The organism is Psychroserpens burtonensis DSM 12212, assembly GCF_000425305.1.
In the GTDB taxonomy this organism is placed as follows: Bacteria; Bacteroidota; Bacteroidia; order Flavobacteriales; family Flavobacteriaceae; genus Psychroserpens; species Psychroserpens burtonensis.
In genome coordinates this window covers 40116-57819 of the sequence record NZ_KE384347.1, presented here as the reverse complement: position 1 = coordinate 57819, position 17704 = coordinate 40116, and the positions used below count along the sequence as shown (strand labels likewise).

The following is a 17704-nucleotide window of genomic DNA, read 5'->3' as shown; positions in this document are numbered from 1 at the left end:
GGAGTGTTATTCCTTATCTGCTCTTTTAACAACAACTTTCTTGTCTTTCTTAAAAATAGGAACTAAATAAGAAATGGTATAACCAAAACCTAATCCAAAACGACCACTATCATAAGTTCTATTGAAGCCAGGAACATACAAGTTTTCAAAACCAACAGGTTGATCTTGTGTTACCATTGCTTTAATTTGAATATTTAGACCTGCATATAGATTTGTAAATAATTCTGCCTTAAGACCTATAATTAATTCTGCCCAAATTGCAGATAGTCCACTAAACTTTTGTGGTGTTTGCTCCGTAAACTGATTAGACCAATATTGGTCTGGATTATAAACTGTAAATTGATTTTGAGTTTGACTAAAGGTACTCACGCCAACTCTAACACCAGTATAAACCATGTTTTGCATGTCTAACCAATTTGTATATGTATTGTAGTCAATACCTGCTTTAAAGTAGCTTCCGTTTGCAGTAACGTCTAAAAAATCTGTCGCTATTCTGCGTTCTTCTGTACCTAACTCACCAGCAATATATAGTTTCTTGGTCAATCTGTAATCACCATTAATTTCAAAACCAGTATACTCTTTATCGACAAAAGAACGGGCTATTTTACCAATATCACCACCTAATCGGAGTCCGTATTTTTGTTTGTAAACTAAAGTGTCTGCTGGTTTTTCAGTATCACCTATTTGTGCGTGGGATGCTAATGAAAATAGCATCACTATTATCAAATTAATGATAAATAATAATCTGTGCTGCGTTTTCATTTTCTACGGTTTGATTAATTATGTCGAAACTTGTTATCCACGGGTCGGCATCTAATTCTCTAGTTATTCCGTCAGGATCATCTAAATTAAAGATACTTTTATAGCCACAAGCTCTGGAGACGTAAATAAATTCTGGTGTGTATTTTATAGTTATAATGTCTATGTTATGATCGTTTGTCTCATCCGAGTTGTCAGCGAAATCAGCATTTTTTATTAATTGAAATCGTGTGGTAGTCCCTTCACCATCAACACCCTCTTCTTGAAAACGTAAAGGTAAGTTAATAGAATCTGTAGTCGTTCTAGCTACTATTGGAATTTCGGAGTTTGGATCGTTCATATCGTTAAGTCCGTCAACCTCCAATTGTCTAACTTGTTTAAGATTCTCAGGGTTATTAATATCATAAAATCTAATGATTAAATGAGGGGTTGTAGGCGTAGCCTCAGCACAAATATCATCGCGCTCGCAACTCCATATTATGATGGCAATGAGCGCAATACAACTACATAAACTTATGATTCGTTTCACAATTACTAGTTTAATTATCTTTTTTCTAGGAGTACAACATTCTCGACATGATGCGTTTGTGGGAACATATCAACAGCTTGAGTTTTTGTGATTTTATAAACATCTTTCATCAAAGCTAAATCCCTTGCTTGCGTTGCACTATTACAACTTACATAAACTATTTTTTCTGGCGCTATATTTAATATTTGATTAACAACATCCTTATGCATGCCGTCGCGAGGAGGATCTGTAATAATAACATCTGGTTGTCCGTTTTGTTTAATAAAGGCATCATTAAACACATTTTTCATGTCTCCAACAAAAAAGTTAACGTTTTCAATACCATTTAATTGTGCATTTTCTTTAGCAGCAATAATGGCATCTGGCACAGCTTCAACACCCACAACATATTTAGCTTGTTTGGCAACAAATTGAGCTATGGTTCCCGTACCTGTGTATAAATCATAAACGAGTTCGTCACCTTTTAAATTGGCAAAATCTCTTGTGATTTTATACAATTCATAAGCTTGATGAGAATTGGTTTGGTAAAATGATTTGGCATTGATTTTAAATCGTAAGCCTTCCATTTCCTCAAAAATGTGATCTTCACCTTTATAAAGAATGACATCTTGATCGTAAATCGTATCGTTTGCTTTTCCGTTTATGACATATTGTAAGGATGTGATCTGCGGAAATTTATCAGCTAGAAAATTGAGCAGTAATTCACGTTTTGGCTTATCTTCTTTAAAAAACTGAATCATTACCATCAAATCACCAGTGGTAGAAGTACGAAGCATCATCGTGCGCAATAAACCGGTTTGGTTTCTCGTATTGAAAAATTCTAAATCGTTTTCTACGGCAAAATCTTTTACAGCATTTCTAATGGCATTAGATGGATCTGCTTGTAACCAACATTTATGGATGTCTAGAATCTTATCCCACATTCCGGGAATATGAAAACCTAAAGCATTTCTATCTCCTAAGTCCTCTTCAGATTGTATTTCGTCTACTGTTAACCACCGACTATCGCTAAAAGAGAATTCCATTTTGTTACGATAGAAATACTGTTCCGCAGCAGCAAGAATAGGTGTAACCTCAGGTAATTCTAAATGACCAAGACGTACCAAATTATTAGTCACTTCTTTTTGCTTGTATTCTAGCTGATATTTGTAATCCATATCCTGCCACTTACAACCACCACAAACGCCAAAGTGTTCACATTTAGGTGTTGTTCTTTTATCAGACAGTTTATGGAATTTTATAGCTTTACCTTCAAAATAAGATGTGCGCTTTTTAAAGGTTTGGACGTCCACAACATCTCCAGGGACTGCATTTGGTAAAAAAATAACGCGGCCATCTGGCGCTTTACCAATCGTTTTTCCTTTTGCACCTGCATCTATCACCTCGATATTCTCGAAAATCTGTCGTTTGTTTTTACTTCTTGCCATGGTACAAAAATAATAATCGAAACACATAAAATATAGGTAAATAGAATTATCTTGAAAAAACTTCAAAATAAAATGAACCTTTCAGTTATTTCTGCGTCTTTAACATGTAACCTAGTCAAAATATAATGCAAAAAGAAGATGACATTCTAGTTTTAGAGTTTCAGTTAGGAAACAAAAAAGCACTAGCTAGTTTAGTTGAAAAGTGGCATATTATATTCTGTAAAAAAGCATATTGGTTGGTTAAGGATGCTGATGTAGCTAAAGATATTGCTCAAGAATCATGGCAGGTTATTATAGAGAAGATTGAAACACTTAACGATGTGAGTAGTTTTGGTAGTTGGGCATCGCGAATAGTATATTCAAAGTCGTTAGATCATTTGAGAACACGAAGTAAAGAGCGCTTAAGAGTCTCTAAAATTGATAAACAGCAAATAGGTATCGTAGAGACTTATAAAGAAAACACCGCATTAAAAGAGGTGCTCTTAAAAGCAGTGAAACAATTGCCAGACCAACAACAAGTTGTTGTGAGACTTTTTTATACTGAATCGTATTCATTAAAAGAAATTAGTGAAACACTGAGTATCTCTCTTGGTACTGCTAAATCAAGGCTTTATAACGCGAGAGAAAAACTAAAATTAATATTAAAAGACTATAATTATGAAAACTAAAATGGAAGACATAGATAAATTAATCAAAGATACCTTAACAGAGGAGGAAACGAAATTTTACGATTCATTAGAAGAGCAAAACATATTTGGGATGGTTCGTGGTTTGTATAAAGGTAAAAATTGGTGGTTCACCTTAATTATGCACATCATGAATATTATTGCTTTTGGACTGGCTATTTATTGTTTGGTACAAACATTTGATGAGGAGAATACAAATAATCTGATGTTATGGATTGCTGGTCTCTTCTTTTGCTTCATTGTAATGTGTATGTTGAAACTATATTCTTGGATGGCAATGGATAGAAATGCTGTTTTAAGAGAAATGAAGCGTTTAGAGCTACAAATTTCGTCTTTGTCTGGGAAAATTTCAGAATAAGATTTTATTTCGTTGCATAAAATTCTTAATTTGCAAGTCCTAGGGATGATTTCTCTCCCACGCTGCTTTTTCATGACTTTGAAAGAATAAAGGTACAGAAGGAATGGTTATTTTAAATACCCATTAGTTTGGGTATTAACTTTAAATTTTTTTTAAAATGGCTGTTTTAGACCAATTAACTTCGCAACAAGCGATAGATTTAGAAAACAAGTATGGTGCACATAATTACCATCCCTTACCAGTAGTATTGAGTAGAGGAGAAGGTGTGTATGTTTGGGATGTAGAAGGCAAGAAATATTATGATTTTCTGTCTGCTTATTCTGCAGTAAACCAAGGGCATTGTCATCCTAAAATTGTTGATGCTATGACTGCGCAAGCCAAAACGCTTAGTTTGACATCAAGAGCCTTCTATAATGACATGCTAGGGAAATATGAGAAATACGCATCTGAGTATTTTAATTTCGATAGGTTATTACCAATGAATACAGGTGCAGAAGCGGTTGAAACTGCTTTGAAAATTTGTAGAAAATGGGCTTATGAGGTCAAAGGTATTGCAGAGAATGAAGCACAAATAGTGGTATGCGAGAATAATTTCCACGGAAGAACAACAACTATCATCTCTTTTAGTAATGATTCTGTCGCTAGAAAGAACTTTGGACCTTATACTGCGGGATTTATAAAAATAGAATACGATAATCTAAAGGCTTTAGAAGACGTTTTAGAAAGTAATACTAATATCGCTGGATTCTTGGTAGAACCAATTCAAGGAGAAGCAGGAGTGTATGTTCCATCGGAAGGTTACTTAGCAAAAGCAAAAGCCTTGTGCGTAAAGCATAATGTCTTATTTATTGCAGATGAAGTACAAACGGGTATTGCAAGAACAGGTCGTTTATTAGCAACCTGCGGAAATTGTGACTGTATAGATAAAAATTGCTCTGGTACTCCAGAAGTCAAAGCAGATATATTAATATTAGGTAAAGCATTATCTGGCGGCGCTTATCCAGTGTCGGCAGTGTTAGCAAATGATCCTATAATGAATGTGATAGGTCCTGGAAACCACGGCAGTACTTTTGGTGGTAATCCAATAGCCGCTGCAGTTGCAATGGCTGCACTTGAAGTGGTTAGAGATGAAGATTTAGCAGAAAACGCATTTCAATTGGGAGAACTTTTTCGAAGTGAACTGAATACATACATCGAAACGAGTCCTATTGTAAACCTCGTGAGAGGAAAAGGTTTGTTAAACGCTATTGTTATTAATGATGATGAAGACAGTGATACCGCATGGAATATTTGTATGGCTCTTAAAGAAAACGGACTTTTAGCAAAGCCAACTCACGGTAATATCATTCGTTTTGCGCCACCTTTGGTAATGACCAAAGCGCAATTATTAGATTGTGTGTCTATTATAGTTAAGACGTTAAAGCAGTTTGAAGCTTAAAATTTATAAAGAAAGTATAGCATATAAAAAAACCTCAATAGAAATATTGAGGTTTTTTGTTATTATAAAATATCAGGATACTATTGACCCATCATCTCTTGCATTTTTTCTTGCATTAACTCTTGGTCTTGCATTGCTTCCCATCCAAAAGTCATAACAGCCCAAATGGTTGCTAGTAGATAAAGTACACTTAATACTAAGCCGATGATAGCTAGTATTTTTCCAATTTTCACATTTTGAAATCCCGTATACATGTCAGGGTTAGCTGCATAAATCGCTGTAGCTTTTTGTGCGAGTACGATAGTAATTATTCCTAGTACAATCCCTATTACGCCATAGCAACAACAGGTGACTATTGATAAGATTCCTAATACTAAAATTAGTGTTGAATTTTTTAATTGTTCTTGAGTTTGATTGTGTTCCATGTTTTGGTTTTTAGCTGATAAAGGTTTTATAAATAAAATTGCCAAGTATTAGTGAGGCATTGATAAGAGCCAAAATAATAATTATTTTGTAAGCATGCTTGAAATTTTTGAAGTAATTTAAAAAGATAACACCAACTAAGGCTATTAAGCTATAAATAGCAGGATACATTTGAAAAGCAGCAATAAGGTCACCATTTAAGAGTAATGCTATTGACCTTTGCATACCACAGCCCATGCACTCTAACCCAAAGAGTTTTTTATTTAAGCAAGGCAACATATAGTCTTCTGGAGACATCATATTTAATCATATAAGGAGCTGTAAAAGTAGTAAAAAAAATCATTTGTGATTAGTTTTTGATCACAACCTTCTTAGAAATAGATTGATTACTAGCCACTGTTATATTAGCAACATAGACACCTTCGCTTAGTGATTGGGTAGAAAAACTGTAATCATTTTGAGCCCCTAAATTTTGTGCATTGATAACTATTTTTCCTGTTATATCAAAAAGAGTCACAGATTTAATATCTAAACCATTTGGATTTAAAACAGTTAATTCTGAGTTTTTAGTATTCTGGAAGACCATAAAATCTTCATCTGTAATGTCTGCAATATCTAAAGTTTCAGCATTTTGGAAGGTGATTTCAAAACGGGTGGTATAATCTCCTGCTGGTAGATTAATGCTGTAGTTTTGTTCTCTTAAATCTACATAAATATCGTTTTCAAGATCGTGGATATAGATGGGTTGAGAGGTGTCAAAATTTTGGATATCAAAGAGGCTAAAATCAATAGATTGCTGGTTTTCAGCTCTAATAATTACAGGTATTCTTTTTTCGATATCAAAACTATGTGCTTGTATCACCATAGCTTCGTCATTTTGAGTCCAGAAAGCATCTGTTGCAGAATCAGAAGAGCTTGGTGCCTCTAATCCATAATCAAAACCATCTGTGGCAGTATTATGGAAATTTTGTAAGAGTTGTCTTTTAAAATTATTATTAAAAAGGACATTTAGCCTAAAGCGTTTAAAATCGTTTGGTAAAATAGCTAATCCATTATCATCATATTGTATGGCCTCTGAACTCGAATCTTCACTTGATACATTGGTATTGGATGTTCTAAAGAAAGAACTATCTCCACTAGACTCTTTGTGAAATATACGATGAGAGTTTTTTAGATAAACTAAAGAATTAGCTGGAGTTGAAGGAGATCCTTCGACCATAAATCCTTGTCCAATTGGAATATAACGTCCTGCAACTTTAGACCCCGTAGATCCTGGTGGAGGTAATGGGATTTCATTTCCAGAGGAATCATAAGCAAAAAATTGAGCAGGAACAAAACTTGGTGTACCACCAGATGAAATTGTATAACTAGCATAGCCTCCAATATAATTTTCAGTAAAGTGATCTGTTGGTTGCTGTTCCCAATAATATAAAGCACCAGTTGTGCTGGGTGAATTATTATCTACATTGGCATTATCTGTATCATGAATAAACAACAAGGCGTCTATTGCTGATGGGTATGGATTACCAATTAATGTAAATTGGTTAGCAGCTATACTATTATTTATCGTACCGCTATTTGGTTTTCCTCTAAAGTCATAAAGCTGGGAAGCACTAGGATTTCCTTTCATTGTGAATCCTAAGCCAGGTTGAATAGGACTTGTTTCATCTAAATTAATCCATTCAGAATAGTCATCTGATGTTACATAAGAATATAACCAGCGATCTGATATTGTTAAAGAGGGTGTTGATGAGCCGTCATAACCGCTTGTAAAAAGAGCATTGGTGCTAGTTGTCAAACCAGTTGATTCATCAATCAAATCAACTCTATTTACCTCATTTCCTGAAGTAGCCGTATTACTACCTACAGGAGAGCACCAGTAATTATAAGCCCATTGATTCGTATTGCCAGTTTGTTGAACACTCAATTGACCGACACCAGAATTAGTTGAAGCGGTATTGCCTTGAATTATCTGTGCTTCGTTACGCAAATAGATTTTACTATCTGCTTCGTTAAGATTTATGGCTCCTGTAACAAATAAAGGAGCAACATTAGCTGCTTCAGTAAACCCATTACCGTCTACAAAAATATAGGAACTATTGGTTACTGTTAACTGGGCAGAGCCGCTAAGACTTGATGCAAGACAAACTAAAAAGAGTATATGTTTAATCATGTTGTTCCAATATTAATAAGTTAGTGGTTAAGATTGATAAAATGTAGCTTCGGGGAAACTATGTCTTTATTTCGTTGGTAAAGATAGAGGATTATCTCATTTCTACAGTGTTAACAAGTTATACGGTGATTATTATCGATGAAAATCATAATGATTTTGAAAACATGTTGACTTTTGAAATAGTTTATCAAATTTCGAAAAACAAAAATTTTAATTTTGACTTAACAATAATTAATAGAACATTTACTTAGTCTTGTCTGTTTTGATGGTTTTAGCAGTCTGTTTTTTCTTGCTAGATTGTTTAGCTTGAGTCTTTTTTAAGTTTTCTCTTTTCTTGACTTCTACTGTTTTATCATCTTCTTCTATTTGTGCTTCTGAGTTTTTAGTATTTCTAGTCTTTATTTTAGATAGTGCTTCTTGGTTTACAAGAATGTTTTTTAGATCAATATCTTTTTTAGACGACATTTCGGCTGCCTTTCGTGGTCCCGGTCCAACAGGGAATCTGAGTCCAACGTGTTTAGATGTAATATTACCTGAGCTATCCTTGTCATCTGCTCTATTAGCAACAATATGCCAAGAGAAAGCAACATTAGAATTTCCGTTTTTTAATTCCTTTACCGTAAAACCATTTGCGGATTTGTTTGTTACGTATACACCATTACAATCACCTTCTAATTGAATAAATACTTTTAAAGGATGGCTTTCATCAACATAGATGGCATCTTTTAAAATAGGGTCAATATTTATTTCTGCTTTACCGTTTACTAATTTGTCAACACCATAATCTTCAAAAAGAATTTCTGGAGCTTCAGGTGAGAAAAGAACTCTTGGCGTATCACTACTATCTCTAATTATAGTTGAGTTTGTACCATTACCAATTATTTTATAATTCGTTCCATTTGTTCCAATATTATTAGCGTTATATTTTATACCAGCATACGCATAGCTGGGAGTTAATGTACTAGTTCCACCAGAAAAGTATCCGCCAAAGTACATGTCGTCAGCAGATAAAAGACCATTTGGACTAGCATTATCAAAACCAGCTAGTACTGCTTCAGCTCTTGTGCCATTATTCCCATTAGTAGTAGGGTCCGAATCTGTATCCAATACAAAAACTCCAGCAGCATTTCCTCGATTAGCATTAGTTCTAGCTCCCAAACCTGCGTAAGCAAATAATCCAGTATTAGGACCAGAAGCAGCCATACTAGAACCGCCAAATAAGGTTACAAATACATTACCATTTACTCCAGCAACACCCGTTTCTGTAATTGCCGAAGCAATACCTACAACACCCATTCCAGAATTTGAAAATGCCCTAACACCAATTCCAGAATTTGAAAATGCCTGAACACCAATTCCAGAAGTTGTAGATGCGAAAACACCATTTCCAGAATCACTGAAGCCAAAAATACCTAAACCATTTGGGGACCTCCCAATAACGCCAGCACCATCAGCAGTAGTGGAATTCCCAAAAACGCCAACACCAAAAGCACCAGTGGAATCCCCAAAAACGCCAGTACCACCAGCAGCAGTGGAATATCCACTTATAGCATTGAAACCTGAAGATGAAAATGTATCATCGGGAGAATATAGAACGGGTAAATTCACAGATACTTGTCCTGTGGAGAACACTTTCATTCTTTCTACGTTATCTGTTCTTATATTTAAATCTTGTGCACTTGTTGTTCCTAAAAACTCTGAACCTGTTATTGTATTACCGGTTAATGCCCAATCTTTAGAGGGCGTTCCACCTAAAATAGGAATCCAATCATTTCCATCCCAATAATGAAAACCTACACCTGTTACTCCACTAGTATTCCAGACTAACAAGCCAATAGTGGCGCCTGTTACCGGATTATCAGTTGTTAAATCTGCTATTGTAACACGAGGAACTAATAATCCTCTGGTTGGATCGTCTAAGTCTAAAAGAGCTCCTGTAGCTGGAGTCGTTGTCCCAATACCTACTTGTGCATTTACTAAGCTGAAATTTACTATTACAAGTATTACAATAAGTCTTTTAAGGTTGATTGTCATATTCTTAGGTTAATTATTAAAATAAAACTAACTATAAAGATGCTTTAGATTATTGAATTTTATAAGTAAATTCGATGTATCGTAATTTGATCATGTTAACATTCATTTATGTCTAAAAAAATCAGTTATTTTTTAATCGCAATTGGTGGACTAGTCGCTATTTATGCTCAAGCAAAAGCTGAGCAAAACCAATTAATCCTAATTTCTGGAATAGTAATTCTAATGCTAGGGGTGTATAATATCTCTAGAAATATTCCTAGTAAGAACGATCAAGACGACGAACCTCAAAATAATATATAATGAATTTGAAAGTTGGTGACTCCGTTTCCGTTTTAGATGAAGCTATTAACGGTGTGATTTTGAAAATTTCGGGACAGACAATTACTATTGAAACCGATGATGGTTTTGATATGGAGTTCTTGTCTTCCGAAGTTATAAAAACCAAGCCCTTGTCTTCACAATTATTTGCAGATATTGACGTCAATACTGTCATTAACGAGAAAGAAACCTCGCACAAACGCAAATCGATCAAAGTAAAACCAAAAGATAGAGCGCTTCCTGCAATGGAAGTCGATTTGCATATCCATCAAATTACGACCTCCAATAAACATATGAGTAATTATGATATGTTAAATCTGCAATTAGATACAGCACGACATAAATTGGAGTTTGCTATTCAAAAACGCATTCAAAAAGTGGTATTCATACATGGTGTGGGCGAAGGAGTTCTAAAATCTGAATTAGATTACCTATTTGGACGTTATGATAATGTAAAATACTACGCTGCAGACTATCAAAAATATGGTTTAGGTGCGACTGAGGTTTATATTTATCAAAATGTAAATTCTTAATTGAATATAGGTTCACCTGGTCTTGTGCTTGATGCAGTCAATTCTCCAAAACTAAAAGCTTGTTGAGTTAAATTTGGCAGTTGGATATTTTGTATGTCTATTGTAATTGTAAACTCTTGCTGGATTACATGCTCTTTATACTCTGAGGCAGGTACGCTAGTATTTACGTTAAAATTTAAATAATCTGCACCAACATTAGGCTCTAAAACATCATTTTGTGGATTGTTATCTTGAGTAAAATTTTCTTCATCTCTGGTTAGTACTGTGTCACCATCATCGTCATTGTCTAAGTAATTTGGCACGCCATCATTGTCTGTGTCTAACGCGTTAGCAAAACCATCTATAGCTGTATAATTGACCTCTTCTAAAGCGGTGTAAACATTGTCACCATCATCGTCTACATCAAGATAATTAGGTATTCCATCTAAATCGGTATCATCATCGTCTAAATTACCATTTCCATTAAGGTCTTCAAATTCTGCAGGAATTCCGTCATTATCATCTTCAATTAAAATAGTTGTTAAGTCAGCTTGACCTGAAGTACTTTCAGCATCACTTGTTATATTTAAATTAGCGGGAGGAACGTCATTACAAAACACATTGTCGGGTATACTAGAATAGGTTCTATAATTAAAGGAGTTTGTACTTGCGCTAAACATATAGGTCTCTGAGAATAGATTGTTAACATCTACCGCTAACATTTGCTCAAAAGTTCTATTGCTAATTTGAATTGATAAAGTTTCTGGAGGACTGTCTTTTTCTTTAAAAAAAACTAAGTTACCGCAAGTTTCTAAGGCAACATCATCAAACTCTAAACTTACCTCAAAAATATCACCATCATCACACGACAAAGAGATTAGTCCTATAAAACAGATATATAATAAATTACGCATTACAGTATTTTTAAAGCAAAAATAGAAGATTTATGAGTTTAAAGGTCGGGATTAACAAATAATTTTGAAAGGTCTATTTGATAGTTTTTAAAACGTCTATAATGTTGCATCTTTGCAGTAAGTTTATATCGCCTATGAAAACAGTTTATTTTGATAATGCTGCTACGACATCCATTCGTGATCACGTCATTGATAAAATGAGTGATGTGATGAAATTAAATTTTGGTAATCCTTCATCAACACATAGTTATGGTAGGCAATCTAAATCTTTAATAGAATTATCTAGAAAACGTATTGCGTCGTATTTTAATGTCTCTGCTGCAGAAATAGTCTTTACCTCTGGAGGTACAGAAGCAGATAACCTAGTGCTTAGGAGCGCCGTAAGAGATTTAGAAGTCACAGAAATAATTACTTCAAAAATTGAACATCACGCCATTCTACATGCCATAGATCAACTCAAAAAAGAGTATGATATCGATGTGACGTATTTAGATTTAGATGATTATGGTGATGTTGATTTGTTACAATTAGAAACACTATTACAAAAGGATACAAAACAGCTCGTAACTTTGATGCACGTTAACAACGAGATTGGTAACATTTTAGACCTTAAAAAAGTGGCCGAATTATGTAAAGCAAATAACGCCCTTTTTCATAGTGATACCGTTCAATCTGTGGGCCACTACAAATTAGATTTACAAGAAATACCTATTGATTATTTAGCAGCTAGTGCACATAAATTTCATGGACCAAAAGGTGTAGGATTTGCTTTTCTTCGGAAAAATAGCGGATTGAGAGCTTCAATCTTTGGAGGAGAGCAGGAGCGAGGCTTGCGAGCAGGAACTGAGTCTATTCATAATATTGTTGGTATGGACGAAGCATTAGCAATCTCATACAGTAATTTAGATATTGAAAGAAGCCACATTAAAACCATCAAGTCTTATTTTATGGAACAATTACAATCTATATTTCCTGATGTTAAGTTTAATGGACAATCTGGTGATTTAGAAAAAAGCACTTATACCTTAGTTAATGTTTGCTTGCCAATTGCTGCAGAGAAAGCGGGAATGCTTCAATTTCAACTCGATTTAAAAGGAATAGCCTGTTCTAAAGGTAGTGCTTGTCAAAGCGGGAGTTCTCAAAGTTCACATGTGCTCAGCGAAATTTTAGATGAAATCCATTTAAAAAGACCATCGGTACGTTTTTCGTTTAGTAGTTTTAATACTAAAGAAGAGGTTGATTATGTGATTGAGGTTTTTAAGGAGTTTGTGGAAAAGTAATAAGTCTTATAAATCATTTATTTCTTTTGCCATTTCAATGACTGTTTTTCCGCTAGACTCGCCTAAAATTGAAATGTAATTACCATTGAGGTTGTTTACAATCACAAAACTGTTACATCCATAATGATACTCAAAAAATAATTTTTCTATACATTGATTTTTGTCTAGTCGCCAGTTGATATATTTCACTCTATGAAATTTAATAGTTTCGTCCTTTTTATGAATCCAATACATATTGTGATTAAAGAATGTTTTTAGTTCTTTTAAATAGCCTCTATGGTAGATGTTGTATGCAATGCCAATAGACTTGTAATTACCATTATTACAGTCATCACGTCCAGGATGATATTGAATAATACTAAATTTTGGTCGAGAGCTGCTATTGTCTACGTTGAGATGAGAAAACATATTTTTCATTTGTAAAGCACTTAGTTTTCCAATAGTCTTTCGCTTTTTTAAAAGTGCTATGAAACAAGTGTCTTTTTCAAAGGCTAGTGCAATATAACGGTCGTCAAGACTCTTATATCTTGAAGATTTATTCAAATACTCTTCCTTTGCTATTTGATCTCCATTGCCATCGTAATAATATACAGGTTTAGGACTCTTTTGGCTAAAACCATAAAAGCATACAGATAGAAAAAGATAAACTAACACTATTTTTATCTATAATCGTGCGCTCAACCTCACATTAAAAACACGGGGTGTTAGAAAATTAGGAATCGCAAATTGACGTTTACTATACACATCACGTACCCAAGTATTGGTAATTGTATTTTGTGCGTCAAACATATTGAAAATCTCTATTCCTAAAGATAATTCTTTGAACTTTTGTTTCCACTTAGAGGTGTACATTTTGTTCTGGTCAACGAGTACATATGAGATTCCTAAATCGGCACGTCTATAATCTCGCAGTCGTGTTTGGAAATCATAAGGGTCTGCATAACTAGGCGAGCCACCAGGAACTCCAGTATTATAAACCAAGTTTAAATACATTTTAAGTTCTGGGATATTAGGCACATAATCTTGAAATAGGATTCCGAATTTTAAACGTTGATCTGTTGGTCTTGCAATAAACCCGCGATCCTCAATGTTTTCTTCGGTTTTTAAATATCCAAAACTAAACCAGCTTTCAGTACCAGGAACAAATTCTCCATTGAGTCTTAAATCCAGTCCATAAGCGTAGGCAGTCGCGTTATTTTTTGCTCTGTATCGAATCCTCACATTTTCTAATGTATATGGATTTACATCTGTTATGTTTTTATAGTATGCTTCGGAAACAAGCTTAAATGGACGATCCCATATTTTGAAACTATATTCGTTACCAACGACTAAATGAAACGATTTTTGCGCTTTTACGTCTGGTTGAACAGTTCCTGAAGAATCACGTAATTCCCGATAAAAAGGAGGTTGGTAATACACACCACCTGCAACTCTAAATAACATGTCCTTCTCCCAATCTGGTTTTATAGCAAATTGTGCTCTAGGACTAAAAACTGTTTGCGTAGACGAGGAGGCACCATTTTGATTAGGGATAGCACTATTTACAGTCCAGTTATGAATTCTCACACCAGCATTGTAAAACACTTCGTTATTGCCAAGCATGGTACGTTTGCTCCATTGCGTATAGGCCTGTAATCTATCAATTTTCACGGCATTGGTAGCTCTTACATTTTGAAAAGCCACTAACGGACCTTCAAAAGGTTCATAGGGTTGGTTATTTGAAATATCAAAAATAGGAGGTCTAACAGAAAATCCGGCACTATCAATTACTTCCCATTCTACTTGGCGATCTCGTATATCTTCATGCGTATATTTTACAGACCACTCTAATGTCGTTTCGTCATCAATGGTGTAATCTCCTTTATGCTCTATATTAAAAATTAGCGCATCCAAATCATTACGAGCATGTGTAAGTTGTGAGCCGATACCTTCTGAAAATTCTACGTCACCCAAATTCTCATCACCAATATTACTATTTACTTCTCCTAGTCTATAGCGCGCTAAAATGTCAAAATATTCTTCTTCAGTAGTATGGTACGCAGACGCAATTAATTTAAGCGTCAAGTCATCTGTTGCAAAATAATTCGCTTTAAAGGCACCAAAATTAGTGAGGTATTGATCTTGCTCTTGTCCGTCATAGTTGACCAAAAGAGCAACAGGTGCGTCGAGAGTTCCAAAATTAGTCTGACGATTCTTGGGTGTAAAGGTGTATTTGTTGAGTGAGATATTTCCGAGGAAATTAAGATGAAACTTATCACTAAACTTATACGTTAAATACGTTTGAACATCTGCAAAAATAGGTCGCACATTAGTTTCGGTTTCCAGAGAATTAATCAGTAAGCTATTATCTCTATAACGCAATCCTATAATCCCTGAGAATTTAGAATCTTTACTCACAGCTTCGGCAGCAATGCTACCACCAAGTAAACTGGCATCTGCACGAATCCCAAATCCTGTAGGGTTGCGATATGTGATATCCAAAACAGAAGAGAGTTTATCTCCATATTTGGCTTGAAACCCACCAGCTGAGAAATCTACATTTTGTACTAAATCTGTATTTACAAAACTCAAACCTTCTTGCTGTCCAGAACGAATTAAAAACGGTCTATAAATCTCAATTTCGTTCACATATACCAGGTTTTCATCAAAATTCCCCCCACGAACAGAGTACTGTGTACTTAACTCATTAGAGATATTAACACCAGGAAGTGTCTTTAATAAATTCTCAATACCAGGATTTGCGCCTTTAACGGTTCTAATAACTTCGGGTGAAATCGTAACAACACCATCTACTTTTTGTCGTGTATTTGTATTTATAACAACAGTTGCGATTTGCTCAATATTAATACTCATCACAGGGTTGAATTCTATCTCTTGTCCGTTTTTCAAATTGAATTTTGCTTCAACACGTTTATGTCCAATATGTGTAAAAATGATGGTGATGTCTTTGTCTACTGGGATTTTTAGAATAAAGAATCCGTTTTCATTAGTTGTAGTTCCATCGCTACCAGCTTTGATATTTACGCCATAAATAGGTGTTTTAGTATCGTTAAGTATGACGCCTCTAATGGTTGCAGTTTGCGATATTCCGAAGAAAGAAAAGCCAAGAAAGGCAATGAGTAGTGAGATATGTAGCTTCAAAAGGTTGTATTTTTATTTTCTAAAAAAGATAGATTCAAATGTAGTACTATTTCCTACATTATCTGTGACAATTATTTTAAGGTTGTTTTCGGTTGCGGTATTTATATGATCATCAAAATCATAAGTCAATGTATCTTTTTTGTAATCGTACTCCATTAAAATCCATTTCCCATTTATGGTTGCTCTGTAATTACTTATTCCAGATAAATCATCGTCTATTTTAACCTTCAACTCGTTCAATTTACTTAACCACTTCCCCTCTTGAAAATTAACAGGTTTGATGGTTGGGTTAACAGTATCTCTCGCTAAAGTAAAAGTTCCAAGAGATTTAGTTCTTGCGGATAGTAAATCACCTAATCGTTTTGTGCTTATATAGCCTGGTCGTTGGTAATAACCATATAAATTAGCAATAAATAATTGGTCTTTGTCAGCAACACTATAATTTTTAATATCAAATGTGATGGTGTAGCTTTTCATTAAAGGAATCGTATTTTTATGGAGTTTTAGAGTGTCATTTAAAACACTGAAGTTAATATGGAAGTCATCATAGAATGTATTCGTTGGAAAATAAACAGAGACATTGCCCTGCTCTAATTCATTAACCTGATTGGCTATTATATAGGTGTTAGGTTTGAGCTCAGGGGCTTCAAGAATTTCTTTAGCTGGTTGTCCTTTTACAGGAATAGATAACCAAGATTCATTACCACGAAAGTCTCTTAGTCTTACTTTGTAAACTGTGTTTGTGCTGTCTTCTACTGTGATATAACCACTAGCATTTACGTCTTTGAGCATGCTCAACGTATTACCAGATTGCACAAATAATTTCTGGATTCTTGAGTTTTCCTCTTTGTACACTTCGTAATCTATAAACCGATTAATATGTTTAGATTCAGCAAAACTAAAGCGTTTAAAATCCATTTCAAAGGTTTTGTTACCATTGTAAAAACCTTGGATATTACTCAGGCCGTTTTTATTATATGCTAAATCTTGTTGATCATAAGTCACAACTCCAAAACCAATATCGCCACAGGCTTCAATTGGCTCTGTCGTATAATCCCCTTTTTCATTTGGAATGAGACGCAGCTCTTTTCTTTTTTTAATATTATTAATGTGTGCATTTCTGTCTCTAGGGTACGCATAAACTGCTGATAAAACAGGAGGCTTAGTATCTTTTATATCCATTCCAAAGAGCATTGGATTTATAGGACGCTCTTCATTATCTCGTATTTCAAAGTGTAGATGTGGTCCTCCAGAACTTCCGCTATTTCCAGAAAAAGCAACAATTTCATCTGCAGTGATTAACAATTCATCAGGCGAAGGAAAAACTTCTACTTCATAACTTTCTTTGTCGTATTGACATTCTTTGATATATTTTTGGATGCGAGGTGAAAATTTACTCAAATGTGCGTACACACTAACGTAACCGTTTGGATGGGTAATGTATAGCGCTTTTCCATAGCCATAATGTGATACTTTTATTCTACTCACATAACCTTCTGCTACTCCATAGACATTTAAACCTGTGCGTTGTTGTGTTTTTATATCTATTCCAGAATGAAAATGATTTGATCTAAGTTCGGCAAAAGTACCAGAAAGCACTAAAGTAACATCTAAAGGACTCCTAAAATAGTCTTGAGGGTAAGGGGATTGTGAAAATCCTATATTAAACCAGAATAGTAGGAGTATGGTGTATTTCATAAATATATTTCGTT

Annotated in this window: 17 protein-coding genes; 6 read left to right on the top strand and 11 right to left on the bottom strand. The window is 34.5% G+C overall.

Annotated features, from left to right (window positions below; all coding sequences use genetic code 11):
- Window positions 1-6: 6 nt before the first annotated feature.
- The 3 genes from H593_RS0116915 to rlmD are packed head-to-tail and all read right to left on the bottom strand — an operon-like array spanning window position 7 to window position 2715.
- On the bottom strand, window positions 7-762 hold the full coding sequence (locus H593_RS0116915) for a DUF6048 family protein (protein WP_028873503.1): 756 nt from the start codon (window positions 760-762) through the stop codon (window positions 7-9).
- Window positions 728-1288, bottom strand: coding sequence for a DUF6452 family protein (locus tag H593_RS0116910; protein ID WP_028873502.1), 561 nt, complete (start codon window positions 1286-1288; stop codon window positions 728-730). Before H593_RS0116910 ends, H593_RS0116915 begins: the two co-directional genes overlap by 35 nt.
- 14 nt (window positions 1289-1302) lie before the next feature.
- The gene (gene rlmD / locus H593_RS0116905) at window positions 1303-2715 is read right to left on the bottom strand and encodes a 23S rRNA (uracil(1939)-C(5))-methyltransferase RlmD (RefSeq protein WP_028873501.1); all 1413 of its coding nucleotides are present in this window, start codon (window positions 2713-2715) and stop codon (window positions 1303-1305) included.
- A 125-nt stretch (window positions 2716-2840) separates the two neighbouring features.
- Here rlmD and H593_RS0116900 point away from each other — a divergent pair, with 125 nt between their 5' ends.
- From H593_RS0116900 to rocD, 3 genes are all read left to right on the top strand, one after another.
- The gene (locus H593_RS0116900; protein ID WP_028873500.1) at window positions 2841-3383 is read left to right on the top strand and encodes an RNA polymerase sigma factor; all 543 of its coding nucleotides are present in this window, start codon (window positions 2841-2843) and stop codon (window positions 3381-3383) included.
- Window positions 3373-3759, top strand: a complete 387-nt coding sequence (locus H593_RS0116895) for a DUF6768 family protein (protein WP_028873499.1) — start codon at window positions 3373-3375, stop codon at window positions 3757-3759. Before H593_RS0116900 ends, H593_RS0116895 begins: the two co-directional genes overlap by 11 nt.
- A 157-nt stretch (window positions 3760-3916) precedes the next feature.
- Window positions 3917-5197 carry an ornithine--oxo-acid transaminase gene (gene rocD, locus H593_RS0116890; RefSeq protein ID WP_028873498.1) on the top strand — a complete coding sequence of 427 codons (1281 nt, stop codon included), beginning with the start codon at window positions 3917-3919 and terminating at the stop codon, window positions 5195-5197.
- A gap of 80 nt (window positions 5198-5277) precedes the next feature.
- Here rocD and H593_RS0116885 read toward each other — a convergent pair whose 3' ends face one another.
- The 4 genes from H593_RS0116885 to H593_RS0116865 all read right to left on the bottom strand — a co-directional run bounded on the left by H593_RS0116885 (window position 5278) and on the right by H593_RS0116865 (window position 9827).
- Entirely contained in the window at window positions 5278-5622 is a 345-nt protein-coding gene (locus tag H593_RS0116885; RefSeq protein WP_028873497.1) for a CCC motif membrane protein, read from the bottom strand.
- 10 nt (window positions 5623-5632) lie between these two features.
- Window positions 5633-5920, bottom strand: coding sequence for a DUF2752 domain-containing protein (locus H593_RS0116880; protein WP_028873496.1), 288 nt, complete (start codon window positions 5918-5920; stop codon window positions 5633-5635).
- Window positions 5921-5969: 49 nt separating this feature from the next.
- Window positions 5970-7793, bottom strand: coding sequence for a T9SS type A sorting domain-containing protein (locus H593_RS0116875; protein WP_028873495.1), 1824 nt, complete (start codon window positions 7791-7793; stop codon window positions 5970-5972).
- Between the two features lie 243 nt (window positions 7794-8036).
- A complete protein-coding gene (locus H593_RS0116865; RefSeq protein ID WP_028873494.1) occupies window positions 8037-9827 on the bottom strand; it encodes a hypothetical protein in 1791 nt (596 codons plus the stop codon).
- 108 nt (window positions 9828-9935) lie between these two features.
- Between H593_RS0116865 and H593_RS0116860 the strand changes: the two genes are divergently transcribed.
- Together H593_RS0116860 and H593_RS0116855 are read left to right on the top strand one after the other, a co-directional pair.
- Window positions 9936-10127, top strand: a complete 192-nt coding sequence (locus H593_RS0116860) for a hypothetical protein (RefSeq protein WP_051229805.1) — start codon at window positions 9936-9938, stop codon at window positions 10125-10127.
- Window positions 10127-10678, top strand: coding sequence for a Smr/MutS family protein (locus H593_RS0116855; RefSeq protein ID WP_028873492.1), 552 nt, complete (start codon window positions 10127-10129; stop codon window positions 10676-10678). The genes H593_RS0116860 and H593_RS0116855 overlap by 1 nt, the downstream gene beginning before the upstream one ends.
- Here the strand turns inward: H593_RS0116855 and H593_RS0116850 are convergent.
- A complete protein-coding gene (locus H593_RS0116850) occupies window positions 10675-11571 on the bottom strand; it encodes a hypothetical protein (protein WP_028873491.1) in 897 nt (298 codons plus the stop codon). The genes H593_RS0116855 and H593_RS0116850 overlap by 4 nt on opposite strands.
- Before the next feature lie 134 nt (window positions 11572-11705).
- Here H593_RS0116850 and H593_RS0116845 point away from each other — a divergent pair, with 134 nt between their 5' ends.
- Entirely contained in the window at window positions 11706-12851 is a 1146-nt protein-coding gene (locus H593_RS0116845) for a cysteine desulfurase family protein (protein ID WP_028873490.1), read from the top strand.
- A gap of 6 nt (window positions 12852-12857) precedes the next feature.
- On the opposite strand, the gene H593_RS0116840 is transcribed toward H593_RS0116845, so the two are convergent.
- The 3 genes from H593_RS0116840 to H593_RS0116830 are packed head-to-tail and all read right to left on the bottom strand — an operon-like array spanning window position 12858 to window position 17690.
- Window positions 12858-13505, bottom strand: coding sequence for a hypothetical protein (locus tag H593_RS0116840; protein WP_028873489.1), 648 nt, complete (start codon window positions 13503-13505; stop codon window positions 12858-12860).
- A 9-nt stretch (window positions 13506-13514) separates the two neighbouring features.
- A complete protein-coding gene (locus tag H593_RS0116835; protein WP_051229804.1) occupies window positions 13515-15992 on the bottom strand; it encodes a carboxypeptidase-like regulatory domain-containing protein in 2478 nt (825 codons plus the stop codon).
- Window positions 15993-16004: 12 nt separating this feature from the next.
- Window positions 16005-17690 carry a M23 family metallopeptidase gene (locus H593_RS0116830; protein WP_028873487.1) on the bottom strand — a complete coding sequence of 562 codons (1686 nt, stop codon included), beginning with the start codon at window positions 17688-17690 and terminating at the stop codon, window positions 16005-16007.
- Window positions 17691-17704 lie beyond the last annotated feature (14 nt).

Bases quoted from the DNA above. Each gene is read 5' to 3' on its own strand.
- H593_RS0116915 (WP_028873503.1), bottom strand. From the start codon at position 762: ATGAAAACGCAGCACAGATTATTATTTATCATTAATTTGATAATAGTG.
- rlmD (WP_028873501.1), bottom strand. From the start codon at position 2,715: ATGGCAAGAAGTAAAAACAAACGACAGATTTTCGAGAATATCGAGGTG.
- H593_RS0116900 (WP_028873500.1), top strand. From the start codon at position 2,841: ATGCAAAAAGAAGATGACATTCTAGTTTTAGAGTTTCAGTTAGGAAAC.
- H593_RS0116895 (WP_028873499.1), top strand. From the start codon at position 3,373: ATGAAAACTAAAATGGAAGACATAGATAAATTAATCAAAGATACCTTA.
- rocD (WP_028873498.1), top strand. From the start codon at position 3,917: ATGGCTGTTTTAGACCAATTAACTTCGCAACAAGCGATAGATTTAGAA.
- H593_RS0116885 (WP_028873497.1), bottom strand. From the start codon at position 5,622: ATGGAACACAATCAAACTCAAGAACAATTAAAAAATTCAACACTAATT.
- H593_RS0116880 (WP_028873496.1), bottom strand. From the start codon at position 5,920: ATGATGTCTCCAGAAGACTATATGTTGCCTTGCTTAAATAAAAAACTC.
- H593_RS0116875 (WP_028873495.1), bottom strand. From the start codon at position 7,793: ATGATTAAACATATACTCTTTTTAGTTTGTCTTGCATCAAGTCTTAGC.
- H593_RS0116865 (WP_028873494.1), bottom strand. From the start codon at position 9,827: ATGACAATCAACCTTAAAAGACTTATTGTAATACTTGTAATAGTAAAT.
- H593_RS0116860 (WP_051229805.1), top strand. From the start codon at position 9,936: ATGTCTAAAAAAATCAGTTATTTTTTAATCGCAATTGGTGGACTAGTC.
- H593_RS0116855 (WP_028873492.1), top strand. From the start codon at position 10,127: ATGAATTTGAAAGTTGGTGACTCCGTTTCCGTTTTAGATGAAGCTATT.
- H593_RS0116850 (WP_028873491.1), bottom strand. From the start codon at position 11,571: ATGCGTAATTTATTATATATCTGTTTTATAGGACTAATCTCTTTGTCG.
- H593_RS0116845 (WP_028873490.1), top strand. From the start codon at position 11,706: ATGAAAACAGTTTATTTTGATAATGCTGCTACGACATCCATTCGTGAT.
- H593_RS0116830 (WP_028873487.1), bottom strand. From the start codon at position 17,690: ATGAAATACACCATACTCCTACTATTCTGGTTTAATATAGGATTTTCA.